We start from the raw sequence: 15,530 nt of genomic DNA, 5'->3' as shown, positions 1-15,530 counted from the left end.
GCCCAGAACGCCGCCACCGTCGCCGTGATGTCGTCCCGCAGCCGGTTGTGCTCCTCGACCTTGTCCTCGTCGTACTCCCACTCGTCGTCGTCCTTCACCGAACCGACGAACGTGTGCGCCTTGGTCTTCAGCTCCAGCAGCTTCGACACCAGCGGCCGGATCTCCGCCGCGTACGACGACAGCGCGGAGGACACGGTCTCCAGATCCGTCGCGAAGTCGTCGGCACGGTCCTGCACCGGCTTCGTCGTCGCGAACAACTGCTCCGCCTCCGGAGCCTGGTAGAACGCCGACAGCCCCTGGAACTGGGAGTGCACATCACTGCCCGTGTCCCGCACGGCACCCGCGTCCTTCTTCAACGCGGCATGATCCAACTCCAGTTGGAAGAGGTTGCCGGTGAACTGCGGGATCTCCTCCGGATTGATCACGCTCAACCACCCCCGTTATGCGTGTCAAAACCAGGTCATCATACAAATGGGGGTCTTGGGGAGCCGGAAAGCGTCACTGAACCGCTACAAGTGCGGGGGCACCCGGGGAACTTGAGGCGTCGGCGCTACAAGTGGCCGAAGCCCACCGGGCCGTACGCGCCCTCGTCCGTACCGGCGCCCGGCAGGAGGCCGCCGAGGACGGCTCCGGCGGTCCCGCTCTCCTCGCCGGCCGCTTGGGGAAGGGGGTTCCCGCGCAGGCGTACGTCCTGTTCGGCGAGGTCGCGGGCCTCCAGGGCCAGGGTGTCGGCGAGAAGGCGGCCGGACACGGTGTCCGAGGTCAGGAGGCGGCGGGCCTCCGCGAGGCGGGTGCGGGCCGTGGCGCCCACCGCGCCCCGGTGCGTCGCGACGAAGTCGTCCGCCGCGGCGGTGGCGCTGCCGGCGATGAGACGGGCGGCGGCCGGCAGCACCCCGGACCGGCCCTGGGCGAGGGGCGCCACCGCGCGCACGATCCGGCGCAGGACGCCCATCGGGTCGTACGGCTGACGTGTCGTCATCTCCTGCCGTACGGCGGCGAGGACGGCGTCGGCGTGGAGCAGCGCGGCGAGGACCCCGCCCCCGCCCCCGCCCCCGGCCGGGCCGCGCACCGCCGCCAGGTCCGCCTCGGCGCCGGTCAGCGCGGCCGGGACCGTCGATTCCGCCTCCCGCAGCTCGGCGGCCAGCCGGTGCACGCCGTCGACGAGGACGTCCGCCTGTACGACGGCGCCCTCGGCGGCCCGCAGCTGCCGGGCGGCGTCCCCGGGCCGCCCCGCGTCGGCGGCCTGACGCGCCAGGTTGAGGCGGACGGTGGCGAAGAACAGCCGGTCCTTGGCCTGTTCGACGTTCCCGGCCACGGAAGCGGTCGCGGTGGGGGCGTACCGCGCACCGATCTCCCCGAGGAGCGCCTCGGCCGCGCCCGTACGACCCGTCAGCTCGCGGAACCGAGCCTCCACCGCCCCCAGCACCCCACCCAGCCCTTCCGTCGCCCCCAGCGCCCCGCCCGGCCCATCCACCGGCTCCCGCAGCCGCGCGAAGTCGCCGGCCACCGCGTCCAGCCGCCGACCCGCCTCCTCGCACCGCCCGACGATCCCGGCGAGCGCGTGCCGCCGGGGCTCCTCCTGCTCCGGCACCCCCTCCTCGAAGAGCTGTCGTATCCGGAACGCGGCCGCCAGCTCGCCCTCCGCGTCCCGCAGCGCGCGGGCGAACCGCGCCACGCTCTGTGCCCCGGAGCCTGCCTCGGCGAAGGCGAGTTCCCCGCGGGCGGTCCGGACGCGGTCGTCGGCCGCGACCAAGGCCGCACGGGCCTGTTCGTCCAGTTCGTCCAGTTCGTCCAGGGGTGGCGAGGAACGCTTCGGTGGCGGTACTCCCGTTCCGCCCGGTGTCGTCCGACCACGGGCGCGGCGGACGCGCCGTACGTACCCGTAGCCCGCCACCGCGCCCGCCGTGCCGACCGCCACGAGCGGCAGCACCAGGTCGGCCGTGGACGTGCCGTCCTCCGCCGGTGCGGCGGACGGTGGAGCTTCCGACGCCGGAGCGTCCGGTGGCGGAACGTCCGGTGCCGGAGCGTCCGACGCCGGAGAGCCCGATGGCGGTGCGGTGGACGCCGGACGGGTGATCGCAACCGGAGCGTCCGTCCCCGACGTCATTGACGGCAACGCCAGCCACACCACTCCCGCGACGCCGCCCCACGCGGCAAGGGCCACCCGCACGGACAGGTGCGACGTGGCCCGCCGCGGCCGGCCTCGGAAGCGCGATGGCGTCACCTTTCGGAGCGTATGACCGCCCATGCGGCCACGCGAGCGGGATGCGCCCGAGGTGGGAGGCGTGTGGCCGGGGAACAGGGGAGGGGAACCGGTGGATCGGCAGTCGGCGCGAACGGGAGCACGGTCGCAGGCACAGCCACGGGCAGAGGCACAGGCACAGGCACGGGCACGGGCACGGGCACAGTCACCGTCACAGCCGCAGGGGGACGCCGGCGCGGAAACGGACCCCTCCGTCGCCGGCCCGGCCACCGCCCCACCCGCCGAGCCCCCCGCCCCCCGCCGCCCCTGGCTCCGCCGCGCCCGCCGGACCGTCCTCGTGCTGGTCCTCCTGGTCCTGCTCCCCGTCCTCGCCTCCCAGATCGCCCTGAGCGTCAACTCCCTGGGCGACCCCGCCGACAGTGCCCGCACCCGGGGCCGGGACGCGGTCTGGCTCGGTCACGCCTGGGTCGACGGCCGGAAGAAGGACGCCGACGTCACCGCCCTGGCCGCCCGTCTGGAGGACACCGGCATCCACGATCTGTACGTGCACGCCGGCCCGCTGGAACACGACGGCACGCTGCCCGCGACGGCCTACCCCGAGGCCCGCTGGTTCATCGCGGCCGTGCACCGCGCGATGCCCGGCATCAGGGTCCAGGCCTGGCTCGGCGACGTCCTGGCGAGCGAGAGCCCCCACGGCATGCGGCTCGAGGACGCCGGGACGCGCGCCAACGTCGTCACCTCCACCCGGCAGATCCTCGCCGCCGGCTTCCAGGGCGCCCACTTCGACCTGGAGCCGCTGCACTCCGGCGACCGGAACTACCTCACGCTCCTCGACAGCCTGCGCGACGTCACCGGCGCGCACGACGCCCCGCTCTCCGTCGCCGCCCACCAGATCGACCCGCTGCCCGGTCTCCACTCCGTCCGGGGCGCCGTCACCGGCCACCCGAAGTGGTGGTCGCAGGAGTTCTTCGGCCAGGTCGCCCGCCGCGTCGACCAGATCGCCGTCATGTCGTACGACACCGGGCAGCTGATGGAGAGCGCCTACGCCGGCTACGTCGCCCAGCAGACCTCGCTCGCCCTGGAGGCCACCCCGCCCGGCACCGGCCTCCTCATGGGCCTGCCGTTCTTCCACGAGAACGACGTCGGCCACTGGGAGCACGCCGAGACGGTCCCGGCGGGCGTCCGCGGCGTCCGGCTCGGCCTGTCCCGCACCGACGCCGACCGCGCCGCCTTCGGCGTCGCCCTGTACGTCGACTTCGCGGCCACGGAGTCCGACTGGACGGCGTACCGGGAGGGCTGGGTCGGCTGAGTGCCGGTGGCCGTCGGCGGGAGCCGGTGGTGGCCCGTCGAGTGCCCGTGGTGGCCGTCGGGAGCCGGTGGTGGCCGTCCGGTCCGGTCGGACGCCCGGGATGTCACCCGGGCGTCGGCCACACGTCACCCGGGCTTCTCCCCGATGGCCCGCGGGCGCGGTTGTGCATGGGCTGTGGACGTCCTGGCGTCCTCGTCCCCTACCTCTGCGAGGGTCACACTCCGATGCGATCACCACTCACCGGCAAGGCCGTCCGCCGGGCTCTGCGCCCGGTGGCCCACCTCATCGACCAGCGCATCGAACGCCAGGTCCGGCGCCTCGTCGGGACCGGCGGCACCCCGGCCGGCGCGGCGCGGCAGCCGGAGGCGCACCGCGACCACCGGCACCCCCTGGAGCTGTTCTTCGACGGCACCGGGCGCGGGGTGTCCCGGGTGCCGTCCGCCGCCGCTCTCCAGCGCCTGATCGCGGAGCTCGCCGAGGTGACCGGGGACCGGGCCGGCGCCGAGCGCGCCGCCGCCCAGGCGTTCCGGCTGCTCGTCGCGCTGGAGGCGCTCGGGGTCGGCCGGATCGCCGGCGGCACCATGAACATCGTCGGCAAGCTCTCCGCCGTACCGCTGCTGGATCCGCCGAACGACGAGATCCTGGAGATCGGCACCCTCTACGGGATGTTCGGCGCGGCCCTGATCCGGATGATGGAACGCGCGGGGCGCGACCCGCGGCTCACCATCGTCGACCCGCTCGCCGGAACGCAGGTGCAGCCCGGCACCACCATGGGCGACGACGCGTCCGGCACGCCCGTGCGGGAGGCGGCGGTGCGCACCAACCTCTCCCTGGCGGGCGCGGCCGGCGCGGCGGCCCGCGTCCAGCAGGGCCTCTCCGGGGACCCCGGGGTCCGCGCCCTGGTCTCCGACCGCTCCTACGGCGTGATCGTCGTCGACGGCGACCACTCCGCCGCCGGGGTCGCGGCCGATCTGGAGTGGGCCGAGGAGATCACCGCTCCCGGGGGCGTCGTCGTGCTGGACGACTTCGGGCACCCGAAGTGGCCCGGCATCACGGAGGCGTTCCACCGGCACATGGCCGGGGAGACCCGGTTCACCTTCCTGGGCCGCGTGGCGCACTCCGGGTACCTGCGCGCGAAGGCCGCCTGAGACGGGTTCACGCGCGCACTGGCCGGTCAAGCGCCCCCCGGGACCGCTCAAGCGCCCCCCGGGACCGGTCACGCGCCCCCGCCCGGGACCGGTCACCTGCGCCCAGGACCGGTCACGCGCCTCCCCGGGACCCCGGTCACGCGCGTCGCCGGATCTTGTCCCCGAGCCAGACGAGCGGGTCGTACTTGCGGTCCACGGCCCGCTCCTTCAGGGGGATCAGCGCATTGTCGGTGATCTTGATGCCTTCGGGGCAGACCTCCGTGCAGCACTTGGTGATGTTGCAGTAGCCGAGACCGTGCTCGTCCTGGGCGGTGCGCCTGCGGTCCAGCCCGGTCTCCTCCGCCGCGTCCAGCGGGTGCATGTCCAGCTCCGCGACCCGCATCAGGAAGCGCGGTCCGGCGAAGGCCCGCTTGTTCTCCTCGTGGTCGCGCACCACATGGCAGGTGTCCTGGCACAGGAAGCACTCGATGCACTTGCGGAACTCCTGCGGCCGGTCCACGTCCTCCTGCATCATCCGGTACTCGCCGGGGGCCAGGCCCGCGGGCGGGACGAAGGCCGGGACCTCCCGCGCCTTGACGTAGTTGAAGCCCACGTCGGTGACCAGGTCCCGGACGACCGGGAAGGCGCGCAGCGGTGTGACGGTGATCGTCTCCGCCCGGTCGAACACCGACATGCGGGTCATGCACAGCAGCCGGGGCCGCCCGTTGATCTCCGCCGAGCAGGAACCGCACTTGCCCGCCTTGCAGTTCCAGCGCACGGCGAGGTCGGGGGCCTGGGTCGCCTGGAGGCGGTGGATGATGTCGAGGACCACCTCGCCGTCGTGCACCTCGACCGTGAAGTCCCGGAGGCCGCCGCCGTCCGCGTCGCCGCGCCACACCTTGAAGCGCGCCTGGTAGCCGCTCATTCGTACAGCTCCTCCTCGGCGAGGTACTTGACCAGCTCCTCCTTGTCGAAGAGGGCCAGCAGGTCGGGGCGGACCGGCTCGGTGGTCTCCCGGTCGAGGGCGATCTGGCCGCGGACCGGGTCGGTCGCCGCGAGCCCGCCCGTGGGGTCGGTCAGCCGGCACAGCAGGTTGATCCGGCGCCACGGGCGCTCCATCGCCGGGTGGTCCTCACGGGTGTGACCGCCGCGCGACTCGGTGCGCTCCAGCGCGGCCCGCGCCACGCACTCGCTGACCAGCAGCATGTTCCGCAGGTCCAGCGCGAGGTGCCAGCCCGGGTTGAACTGCCGGTGCCCCTCGACGCCGGCCCGGCGGGCCCGTACCCGCAGCTCCGCCAGCTTCTCCAGGGCCTGTTCCATCTCCGCCTCCCGGCGGATGATGCCGACCAGGTCGTTCATCGTCTGCTGGAGTTCCTGGTGGAGGGCGTACGGGTTCTCCGGCGGCCCTCCGGACGGTTCCTCCATCTCCGCCTCGGCCGAGAACGGGCGCAGCGCCTCCGCCGCTGCGGCGGCCACCTCGGTGTCGTCCACCCGGGGGCGGTCCGCCGCCGCGGCCGTCGCGTACCCGGCGGCGTGCAGTCCCGCCCGGCGTCCGAACACCAGCAGGTCGGACAGGGAGTTCCCGCCGAGCCGGTTGGAGCCGTGCATACCGCCGGCCACCTCCCCGGCCGCGTACAGCCCCGGCACCCCGCGCGCCGCCGCGGTGTCGGAGTCGACGGCGACGCCGCCCATCACGTAGTGGCAGGTGGGCCCGACCTCCATCGCCTCCGCCGTGATGTCGACGTCGGCCAGCTCCTTGAACTGGTGGTACATCGACGGCAGCCGGCGTTTGATCACCTCGGCGGGCATCCGCGTCGACACGTCCAGGAAGACCCCGCCGTGCGGGGAGCCGCGGCCCTCCTTGACCTCCGCGTTGATCGCCCGCGCGACCTCGTCGCGGGGGAGCAGCTCGGGGGGCCGCCGGTTGGCGTCCGGGTCGTCGTACCAGCGGTCGGCCTCGTCCTCCGTCTCGGCGTACTTCTCCTTGAAGACGTCGGGGATGTAGTCGAACATGAACCGCTTGCCGTCGGAGTTGCGCAGCACCCCGCCGTCGCCGCGTACGGACTCGGTGACCAGGATGCCCTTCACCGACGGCGGCCAGACCATCCCCGTCGGGTGGAACTGCACGAACTCCATGTTCAGCAGCGGCGCCCCGGCGAGCAGCGCCAGCGCGTGCCCGTCGCCGGTGTACTCCCACGAGTTCGACGTCACCTTGAACGACTTGCCGATGCCGCCGGTCGCGATCACCACGGCGGGCGCCTCCAGGACGAAGAAGCGGCCCGTCTCGCGTTCGTAGGCGAAGACGCCGGCCACCCGGCCGCCGTCCTTGAGGACACGGGTGACCGTGCACTCCTGGAAGACCTTCAGCCGGGACTCGTGGTCGCCGGTCTCGCGGTGGTCCTCCTGCTGGAGGGCGACGATCTTCTGCTGGAGGGTGCGGATCAGCTCCAGGCCGGTGCGGTCGCCGACGTGGGCGAGGCGCGGGTACTCGTGGCCGCCGAAGTTGCGCTGCGAGATCCGGCCGTCCTTGGTGCGGTCGAACAGCGCGCCCCACGTCTCCAGCTCCCACACCCGGTCCGGCGCCTCCTGGGCGTGCAGCTCGGCCATCCGCCACTGGTTGAGGAACTTGCCGCCGCGCAGGGTGTCACGGAAGTGGACCTGCCAGGTGTCGTGCTCGTTGGCGTTGGCCATGGCCGCCGCGATGCCGCCCTCGGCCATCACCGTGTGCGCCTTGCCGAACAGCGACTTGCAGATCACGGCCGTACGGGCGCCCCGCTCGCGCGCCTCGATGGCGGCGCGCAGGCCGGCGCCGCCGGCCCCGACCACGACGACGTCCCACTCCTGCCGGTCGACCATGGACATCAGAAGGCCCCACTCGTCTCGTCTGGTCCACTCGTCTCGTCTGGTCCACTCATCTGGTCTGGCCCACTCATTGCTCTGGTCCACTCGTCTCGTCTAGAAGAAGCGCGGATCGTCGAAGGCGCCGGACGCGACCAGGTAGACGTAGAGATCGGCGAGCGCGACGCTCAGCAGCGACGCCCAGGCGAGCTGCATGTGCCGGGCGTTCAGCTTGCCGACCCACTGCCACAGCCGGTAGCGGACGGGGTGCCGGGAGAAGTGCTTGAGCTTGCCGCCGACGATGTGCCGGCAGGAATGGCAGGAGAGCGTGTACGCCCAGATCAGCACGATGTTGACCAGGAAGACGAGGGTGCCCAGGCCCATGTGGCCCCAGGCGTAGTGCTCGTCGCGGAAGGCGAGCACGGTGTCGTAGGTGAGGATCCCGGCGACCAGGAGGGCCGCGTAGAAGAAGTAGCGGTGGAGGTTCTGGAGGATCAGCGGGAAGCGGGTCTCGCCGGTGTACGTGCGGTGCGGCTCGGCCACCGCGCAGGCCGGCGGGGACGCCCAGAAGCCCCGGTAGTAGGCCTTGCGGTAGTAGTAGCAGGTCAGGCGGAAGCCGAGCGGGAAGATCAGGATGATGATCGCGGGGGAGATCACCCACCACCCGCCGAAGACCTCCCAGTTCGGGCCCGCGCGCATGGGTGTGCAGCGCTCGGCCAGACAGGGCGAGTAGAACGGCGAGACGTAGGGGGCCGCGTAGTAGTCGGCGTCCGCGAACGCCCGCCAGGTCGAGTACACGACGAAGGCCAGCAGCCCGGCCGCGGTGGCGGCGGGGGCCAGCCACCAGCGGTCGGTGCGCAGGTGGGGCGCGGGGATCGCGGCGCGCGTGGTGGAGCGCACGCCGCGGGGCGCATGGGGGTCGGTGGCGGGAGGTTCCGTACCAGTGGCCACTTCAGGACTCCGGTCGGCTCGGGACTCCGGACGGTTCAGGGGGCACGTCGGTCACGGGCGCCGAGTCCCTCGTCGTCCGTGTCGATCCACAGGGAGTCGTCGTAGGGGGTGTCGGGGATGGTGACGAGGTCCGGGCGCTTGGCCGCGGCGGGCGTGGCGGCCGCCGCGCGCAGCAGCGCGACGCTCTCGCGCAGGTGGTCGGTGTCGGCGCGGACCCGGCGCATGTCCAGACCGCCGCTGCCGAGCTGCTGCTCCAGACGGCTCACGGACCGTGCCAGGTCGTCCAGACAGCGCTGGACGGTTGTCAGATCGTCGTGCACGGACATGACGTGACCTCACTTCCGCGGGCCGGTGGCCCTGGACGGAGACGCTCATGCGCCTGCGAGTGTTGCGCGTCACACCTGTGGATGTGAAGGCGTGTGCAGCGATTGGCCGATCGCACGCCCCCGGACACACGCGGGACACGCTCTGTGTGCGCCGGGGCGCGCGTTGCTCCGCGCGGGTGAGGTTGCGTGCCTCCGCCGCCGTGTCGCCCCCGGCAGGCGAACCCTTTCCTCTTCAGTGGGCCGTAGATCAGATCAGCTCCAAAATACCGCCAAATGTGAACAGAACGCACTAACAGGACGTACTGACAGAACGCACTCGTGTCACCGGCGCGTGCGACCGGCGGCAGCGGCTCCCCGGAGGTACCTGAGATGTCCCACGACGGCGTCGGACTGCGCGCGGTCATGCGCTCGGTCGCCTTCCTCACCGCGGGCGCGCTCGCGGTGCCCGCGCTGGCCGGCTGTGGCACCGACGACCCGGCCGGCGAACCGCTGGCCCCCCAGGACATCGCCCGGGCCGACCGCGCCCAGGTCGCCGACGGCGGCACCCTGCGCTGGGCGGTGGACGCCCTGCCGGAGACCTTCAACGCCTTCCAGTCCGACGCCGACGCCACCACCACCCGGGTCGCCCAGGCTGTCCTGCCGTCGATGTACCGGCTGGACGCCGACGGGCGGCCCGCGCGCAACCCCGACTACCTGGAGTCCGCCGGCGTCGTCGAGACCGAGCCGAAGCAGGTCGTCCTCTACCGGCTCAACCAGCAGGCCGTCTGGAGCGACGGCCGCGAGATCGGCGCCGCCGACTTCGCCGCCCAGTGGCGCGCCCTGTCCGGCCGGGACAGCGCCTACTGGACCGCGCGCAACGCCGGGTACGACCGCATCGAGAAGATCGAGCGCGGCGCGAACGACCTGGAGGTCCGGGTCACCTTCGGCCGCCCCTACGCCGACTGGCAGTCGCTGTTCTCCCCGCTGTACCCGAAGGACGTCATGGGCACGCCGGACTCGTTCAACGACGGGGCGCGGCGCAAGCTGAAGGTCACCGCGGGGCCGTTCACGGTGAAGCAGGTCGACCGGGACGAGGACCGGATCCGGCTCACCCCCAACCCGCGCTGGTGGGGCCGGCCCGCCAAGCTCTCCGAGATCGTCCTGACGGCCGTGCCGCGCGAGAAGCGGGCCGCCGCGCTCGCCGCCGGCGACATCGACCTGGCCGAGATCGACCCGGCCGCCGCGCAGCGCATCGACGGCGCGGCCCAGGGCGGCGCCGGACCCCTGGCCGGCCCCGGCGGCGGCCGTACGGCGGCCAAGGCGCTGCGGTCCTGGGCCCTGGCCCACGGCTCCGACGAGGACGCCGCCGAGGACGAGACGCACGCCCGCAGGAAGCTGAGCCAGGCGATCGCCACCTGGGAGCGCCAGCAGAAGGCGCTGCGCGACTTCGAGGTGCGCAAGTCGCTGGAGCCGGCCTCCACGCAGCTCGCCCTGAACGGCGCCGACGGCCCGCTCGCCGACGAGCGGGTGCGCCGGGCGGTGGCCCGGGCGCTGGACCGCGAGGAACTGGTCGAGGTGGTGCTCAAGCCGCTGGGGCTGCCCGCCGTCCCCGTCGGCAGCCACCTCGCCCTGTCCGGCCAGGAGGCGTACGCCGACGGCAGCGGGGCGCTCGGCGGTCAGGACACCAAGGAGGCCCAGGCGCTGCTCGCGGACGCCGGCTGGGTGCCGGGCGGCCCGGTCGAGGAGCGGAAGAAGACGGAGAAGGCGGCCGGCTCCGAGGGCGAGCGGGGAGGGAAGGGCGAGAAGGGCGAGAACGGAGAGAAGGGGCGGAAGGGCGAGGACGGCGGCCGGAGCGAGCAGGGCGCCGGGTCCGGGAACGGCCGGTCCGAGGGCGACGACGACGGCACGTACATCGTCGGCGAGGACGACAAGGCCCCGGGCGAGGCGGGAGGCGAGGAGCACGTCCGGCAGCTCGCCCAGGACGGCAGGCGCTCCGTCGGCCGGCAGGGCCCGCCCGGCGCCTACGCCCCCCGGGGCACCGCCGCCCCGGCCGGCGCCGCGCGCGGGGCGCTGGCCAAGGACGGCAAGGCGCTCACCCTGCGGTTCGTGCTGCCGAGCGGCGCGGGCTCGGAGCCCCTGCACGCGGTCGCCGGCCGGATCACCCGGATGCTGGACCAGGTCGGCATCGGCACCGAGATCACCAAGGTCTCCGACGAGAGCTACTTCAAGGACCACATCGCCTCCGGCGAGTACGACCTCGCGCTGTACTCCTGGCCCGCCTCCGCCTACCCGGCCACCGACGCCCGGCCGATCTACGCCAAGCCGGTGCCGGCCGCCGACGGGTCGCTCAGCGTCCAGCAGAACTACACCCGCGTCGGCACCGACCAGGTCGACCAGCTGTTCGACCAGGCGATCTCGACGCTGGACGCGGAGGAGGAGCGGTCCCTGCTCCGCAAGGCCGACGCCCGGATCTGGGCGGCCGCCGGATCGATTCCCCTCTACCAGCGCCCCCAGCTCACGGCCGCGAAGAAGAACGTGGTCAACGCCGGTGCCTTCGGCTTCCAGACGCCCGTCTACGAGGACATGGGCTTCCTGAAGAAGGGCGCGCGGATCGCCGCGAGCCCCTCCGCGGAGTGACGCGGGCCCGCCCGGGGAGCGAGGTGACGGGCACGGGGGAGTGAGCTGCGTGGCCCTGCGGAGGTCGGCTCCCGCAGGGCCACGTACCATGGGGTGAGGCCGTGGCATGTCAAGCCCGGCAGGGCCCGCGTAACACAGACGTACGCAGCAGGGCCGTCCTCACACTCCGGGAGAACGCCGCTTTATGGCCACGCGCCACGACATTCGCAACGTAGCCATCGTCGCCCACGTCGACCACGGCAAGACGACCATCGTCGACGGCATGCTCAAGCAGGCCGGTGCCTTCGCCGCCCACCAGCTCGACTCGGTCGACGACCGCATGATGGACTCGAACGACCTGGAGCGTGAGAAGGGCATCACGATCCTCGCCAAGAACACCGCGGTGAAGTACCACCCGAAGGACGGCGGGGACCCGATCACCATCAACATCATCGACACCCCCGGCCACGCCGACTTCGGTGGCGAGGTCGAGCGCGGTCTGTCGATGGTCGACGGTGTCGTCCTGCTCGTCGACGCCTCCGAGGGGCCGCTGCCGCAGACCCGCTTCGTGCTGCGCAAGGCGCTCCAGGCCCGCCTGCCGATCATCCTGTGCATCAACAAGACCGACCGGCCGGACGCCCGGATCGACGAGGTCGTCAACGAGACGTACGACCTCTTCCTCGACCTGGACGCGGACGAGGAGCAGATCGAGTTCCCGATCGTCTACGCCTGCGGCCGCGACGGCATCGCCTCGCTGACCAAGCCGGAGGACGGCACGGTCCCGGCGGACTCCACCAGCCTGGAGCCGTTCTTCTCCACGATCCTGGAGCACATCCCGGCCCCGACCTTCGACGAGGAGGCCCCGCTCCAGGCGCACGTCACCAACCTGGACGCCGACAACTTCCTCGGCCGTATCGCGCTGCTCCGCGTCCACCAGGGCGAGCTGAAGAAGGGGCAGACCGTCGCCTGGATGAAGCGCGACGGCTCCGTCACCAACGTGCGCATCTCCGAGCTGATGATGACCGAGGCGCTCACCCGCAAGCCCGCCGAGAAGGCCGGCCCGGGTGACATCTGCGCCGTCGCCGGTATCCCGGACATCATGATCGGCGAGACCCTCGCCGACCCCGAGAACCCGGTCCCGCTGCCCCTGATCACGGTCGACGAGCCCGCGATCTCCATGGTCATCGGCACCAACACCTCCCCGCTGGTCGGCCGCGGCGGCACCGGCAAGGGCGCCGACGCCAAGTCGGCCGTCAAGGACCGCAAGGTCACCGCCCGCCAGGTCAAGGACCGCCTGGACCGCGAGCTGATCGGCAACGTCTCCCTGCGCGTCCTGGACACCGAGCGTCCGGACGCCTGGGAGGTCCAGGGCCGCGGCGAGCTGGCGCTGGCCATCCTGGTCGAGCAGATGCGCCGCGAGGGCTTCGAGCTGACCATCGGCAAGCCGCAGGTCGTCACCAAGGACGTCGACGGCAAGGTCTACGAGCCGGTCGAGCGCATGACGGTCGACGTGCCCGAGGAGCACATGGGCGCGGTCACGCAGCTCATGGGCGTCCGCAAGGGCCGGATGGACAACATGTCCAACCACGGCTCCGGCTGGGTGCGCATGGAGTTCGTGGTGCCCTCCCGCGGTCTGATCGGCTTCCGGACCGAGTTCCTGACCCAGACCCGCGGCACGGGCATCGGCCACTCCATCCACGAGGGCCACGAGCCCTGGTTCGGCACGCTCCAGACCCGCAACAACGGCTCCCTGGTCGCCGACCGCTCCGGTGCCGTCACCGCGTTCGCGATGACGAACCTCCAGGAGCGCGGCGTCCTCTTCGTGGAGCCGGGCACCGAGGTGTACGAGGGCATGATCGTCGGCGAGAACTCCCGCGCCGACGACATGGACGTCAACATCACCAAGGAGAAGAAGCTCACCAACATGCGGTCCTCGACGGCCGACGTGGCCGAGTCGATCGTGCCGCCGCGCAAGCTGTCGCTGGAGCAGTCGCTGGAGTTCTGCCGCGACGACGAGTGCGTGGAGGTCACCCCGGAGGCGGTGCGCATCCGCAAGGTGAACCTGGACGCGCGGGAGCGCGCCCGCGCCGCGAGCCGCGCCAAGCACGGCTGATCACCGGCCCGACCCGACGACACCGGGCACCCCGCCAGGCGGGGTGCCCGGTGTCGTGTGTTGACGACAGGGCGCGGACACCGCTGCCGGTCGACGGTACGAGGGTAGGGAAAACCCTCTATTTGCCGCGGTGTGCCCCTCTGATGGCACCGTGCCCACTACCCTGCTTGCGAAAGCGGCCGTGACGGCCCGTCCGCGGGCCGGCGCAGGCCACCGCGCCGACGGCGGAACGGCCCCGTCGGAAGCGCGGGGAGAGCCCGTGAGCCCGCGGGGCACCTTGCACGCCGGCGCCGCACACCGCAATCGAATTTCCTCCCCCACGCGTCCGGAAACCGGACACCTGTTGCCGCTGGGCGTGTAACAAGTCCGTTTCGCAGGGATCTCTCACCAAACTGTTTGTCCGGATTTTGGAAGATGTTAGCGCGAGCTGTGATCGAACCGAGACCTCGTGGGTGTGGTTCGGCCTTGGCGCATGGCAGATAGTTAGGCGCGTAGAACTCGGACGAACGGGTCACACGCCGAGGCGGCGCCCGTTCACGAGCGCGGGGGCACCCGAGCAACTCCGGCACCGGCGACGGGCGGTGCGGTGCTGTGTCGCACGCTCCCCTTGTGGTGAAGCTATGGATGTATGAGGAGGAACCCATGCGCGGTGGCCACGAGCGCCCTACGGGTCGCGTCGTCCCCGAGGACAGGTGCAGGCCCCGCGGGTTCGCCCGGTCCCGTCACGGTGGTCGCGGCAGCGGCGCGCCGACGCGCACTTCCTCGACGACCTGTTCCGTCGGCCGGTAGGCGCCGGCCGCGAACCAGGGTTCTCCAGGGGGCTGGTGTCGCCCCTCCGTCGTTGTTCCCCTCGCGCGCTGCGCATGACGTACGCCGTGCGAAGGCCGTCGGGTCGCCGTGCACTCCCGACGACCTCCAACCTGTGAAATGGACGAATCATGACGAGTCCAATCGAGATTGAGGGTGCTGAAGCCTCTTCCGTCTTGGACGAAGCGAGCGTGCCCCCCGGTGGCGCCAAGGAGTCGAAGAAGCTCGAGGGGCGCAGTCCCGGGCAGTTGATGTGGGCGCGTTTCAAGCGTGACCGGACCGGTGTGGTCTCCGCCGTCGTCGTCCTGTTCTACTTCCTCATCGCGGCGGCGGCACCGCTGATCGCGAAGCTGTACGGCAAGGACCCGTACACCCTGTACGGGCAGGACAACCCCGAACTGCTGGACATGTTCACCATGCCGGCGAAGCCGGCCGGCGGCATCGACGGCGAGTTCTGGTTCGGCATCGAACCGGGTCTCGGCCGCGACGTCTTCACGCAGCTCCTGTACGGCATCCGGACCTCGCTGCTCACGGCGCTGGCCGCCACGGTGCTGATGACCGTGACGGGCGTGCTGATCGGCCTCGCCGGCGGCTACTTCGGCGGGAAGATCGACTACTGGCTCGGCCGGACGACCGACTTCTTCATGGCCCTGCCCAACCAGCTGTTCTTCGTCGCGGCGATGCCCGTCATCACCACGGTGTTCGTCGCCCCCGACGAGGAGACGCCCACCTATGTGCGCACCGCCGCGATCATCATCGTGCTGTCCTTCCTCGGGTGGATGAGCATGGCGCGCATCGTCCGCGCCGCCACGCTGTCCCTGCGCGACCGGGAGTTCATCGAGGCCGCGCGCATCTCCGGAGCCTCGTCCTGGCGCATCATCCGCAAGGAACTGCTGCCCAACATCGTCACTCCCACGCTGGTGCAGGCGACGCTCACCCTGCCGAGCACCATCCTCAGCATCGCGTTCCTGTCCTTCGTGGGTGTCGGATACGTCGAACCCACCCCGGACTGGGGGCGGATGTTCTCCATCGGCGCCAACATCGTGGAGCAGGACCCGTACTACATGCTCTTCCCCGGCGTGGCCATGGTGATCTTCGTCGTGGCCTTCAACCTCCTCGGTGACTCGGTGCGGGACGCCTTCGATCCCAAGACCGGACGCTGAACCCCGGCAGGTCCTCCCCCCACACTCTTCGCCTGGCCGGTCCGGGGCTCCACGGCCCGGAACCGGTCACGTACCAGCATGGCTCACTACTCACAGGC

Annotated in this window: 10 protein-coding genes and 1 pseudogene; 5 read left to right on the top strand and 6 right to left on the bottom strand. The window is 72.0% G+C overall.

The window, feature by feature from the left end:
- Window positions 1-425 (bottom strand): annotated as a pseudogene (locus ACZ3KJ_RS13980) (ADP-ribosyltransferase); the annotation flags it as partial.
- Between the two features lie 125 nt (window positions 426-550).
- Entirely contained in the window at window positions 551-1,930 is a 1,380-nt protein-coding gene (locus tag ACZ3KJ_RS13975; protein ID WP_467526815.1) for a hypothetical protein, read from the bottom strand.
- A gap of 316 nt (window positions 1,931-2,246) precedes the next feature.
- Here ACZ3KJ_RS13975 and ACZ3KJ_RS13970 point away from each other — a divergent pair, with 316 nt between their 5' ends.
- Together ACZ3KJ_RS13970 and ACZ3KJ_RS13965 are read left to right on the top strand one after the other, a co-directional pair.
- On the top strand, window positions 2,247-3,512 hold the full coding sequence (locus ACZ3KJ_RS13970; RefSeq protein WP_467526814.1) for a glycoside hydrolase family 18 protein: 1,266 nt from the start codon (window positions 2,247-2,249) through the stop codon (window positions 3,510-3,512).
- 224 nt (window positions 3,513-3,736) lie between these two features.
- Entirely contained in the window at window positions 3,737-4,660 is a 924-nt protein-coding gene (locus ACZ3KJ_RS13965; protein ID WP_467526812.1) for a class I SAM-dependent methyltransferase, read from the top strand.
- A 136-nt stretch (window positions 4,661-4,796) separates the two neighbouring features.
- Here the strand turns inward: ACZ3KJ_RS13965 and ACZ3KJ_RS13960 are convergent, their stop codons facing one another.
- The 4 genes from ACZ3KJ_RS13960 to ACZ3KJ_RS13945 all read right to left on the bottom strand — a co-directional run bounded on the left by ACZ3KJ_RS13960 (window position 4,797) and on the right by ACZ3KJ_RS13945 (window position 8,754).
- Window positions 4,797-5,564: a succinate dehydrogenase/fumarate reductase iron-sulfur subunit gene (locus ACZ3KJ_RS13960; RefSeq protein WP_467526810.1), complete on the bottom strand. Its 768-nt coding sequence runs from the start codon at window positions 5,562-5,564 to the stop codon at window positions 4,797-4,799.
- Entirely contained in the window at window positions 5,561-7,501 is a 1,941-nt protein-coding gene (locus tag ACZ3KJ_RS13955) for a fumarate reductase/succinate dehydrogenase flavoprotein subunit (RefSeq protein ID WP_467526808.1), read from the bottom strand. The genes ACZ3KJ_RS13960 and ACZ3KJ_RS13955 overlap by 4 nt, the downstream gene beginning before the upstream one ends.
- 93 nt (window positions 7,502-7,594) lie before the next feature.
- On the bottom strand, window positions 7,595-8,428 hold the full coding sequence (locus ACZ3KJ_RS13950) for a hypothetical protein (protein ID WP_467526806.1): 834 nt from the start codon (window positions 8,426-8,428) through the stop codon (window positions 7,595-7,597).
- A gap of 35 nt (window positions 8,429-8,463) precedes the next feature.
- Window positions 8,464-8,754 (bottom strand): hypothetical protein, encoded by a 291-nt coding sequence (locus ACZ3KJ_RS13945; protein ID WP_389513902.1) that lies wholly within the window; start codon window positions 8,752-8,754, stop codon window positions 8,464-8,466.
- A 369-nt stretch (window positions 8,755-9,123) separates the two neighbouring features.
- Between ACZ3KJ_RS13945 and ACZ3KJ_RS13940 the strand changes: the two genes are divergently transcribed.
- From ACZ3KJ_RS13940 to ACZ3KJ_RS13930, 3 genes are all read left to right on the top strand, one after another.
- Window positions 9,124-11,370, top strand: a complete 2,247-nt coding sequence (locus tag ACZ3KJ_RS13940; protein WP_467526804.1) for an ABC transporter family substrate-binding protein — start codon at window positions 9,124-9,126, stop codon at window positions 11,368-11,370.
- Window positions 11,371-11,554: 184 nt separating this feature from the next.
- On the top strand, window positions 11,555-13,462 hold the full coding sequence (gene typA / locus ACZ3KJ_RS13935; protein WP_467526802.1) for a translational GTPase TypA: 1,908 nt from the start codon (window positions 11,555-11,557) through the stop codon (window positions 13,460-13,462).
- Window positions 13,463-14,400: 938 nt separating this feature from the next.
- Window positions 14,401-15,432 carry an ABC transporter permease gene (locus ACZ3KJ_RS13930; RefSeq protein ID WP_467526800.1) on the top strand — a complete coding sequence of 344 codons (1,032 nt, stop codon included), beginning with the start codon at window positions 14,401-14,403 and terminating at the stop codon, window positions 15,430-15,432.
- Window positions 15,433-15,530 lie beyond the last annotated feature (98 nt).

Source organism: Streptomyces sp. NPDC003248 (genome assembly GCF_055563235.1).
Note: the sequence above shows the minus strand (reverse complement) of the source record. Positions and strands in the feature narration are given on the sequence as shown.

What these genes read in the sequence shown, in the direction of transcription:
- ACZ3KJ_RS13955 (WP_467526808.1), bottom strand. Translation starts at nt 7,501, where the DNA reads ATGTCCATGGTCGACCGGCAGGAGTGGGACGTCGTCGTGGTCGGGGCC.
- ACZ3KJ_RS13965 (WP_467526812.1), top strand. Translation starts at nt 3,737, where the DNA reads ATGCGATCACCACTCACCGGCAAGGCCGTCCGCCGGGCTCTGCGCCCG.
- ACZ3KJ_RS13930 (WP_467526800.1), top strand. Translation starts at nt 14,401, where the DNA reads ATGACGAGTCCAATCGAGATTGAGGGTGCTGAAGCCTCTTCCGTCTTG.
- typA (WP_467526802.1), top strand. Translation starts at nt 11,555, where the DNA reads ATGGCCACGCGCCACGACATTCGCAACGTAGCCATCGTCGCCCACGTC.
- ACZ3KJ_RS13940 (WP_467526804.1), top strand. Translation starts at nt 9,124, where the DNA reads ATGTCCCACGACGGCGTCGGACTGCGCGCGGTCATGCGCTCGGTCGCC.
- ACZ3KJ_RS13960 (WP_467526810.1), bottom strand. Translation starts at nt 5,564, where the DNA reads ATGAGCGGCTACCAGGCGCGCTTCAAGGTGTGGCGCGGCGACGCGGAC.
- ACZ3KJ_RS13945 (WP_389513902.1), bottom strand. Translation starts at nt 8,754, where the DNA reads ATGTCCGTGCACGACGATCTGACAACCGTCCAGCGCTGTCTGGACGAC.
- ACZ3KJ_RS13970 (WP_467526814.1), top strand. Translation starts at nt 2,247, where the DNA reads ATGCGGCCACGCGAGCGGGATGCGCCCGAGGTGGGAGGCGTGTGGCCG.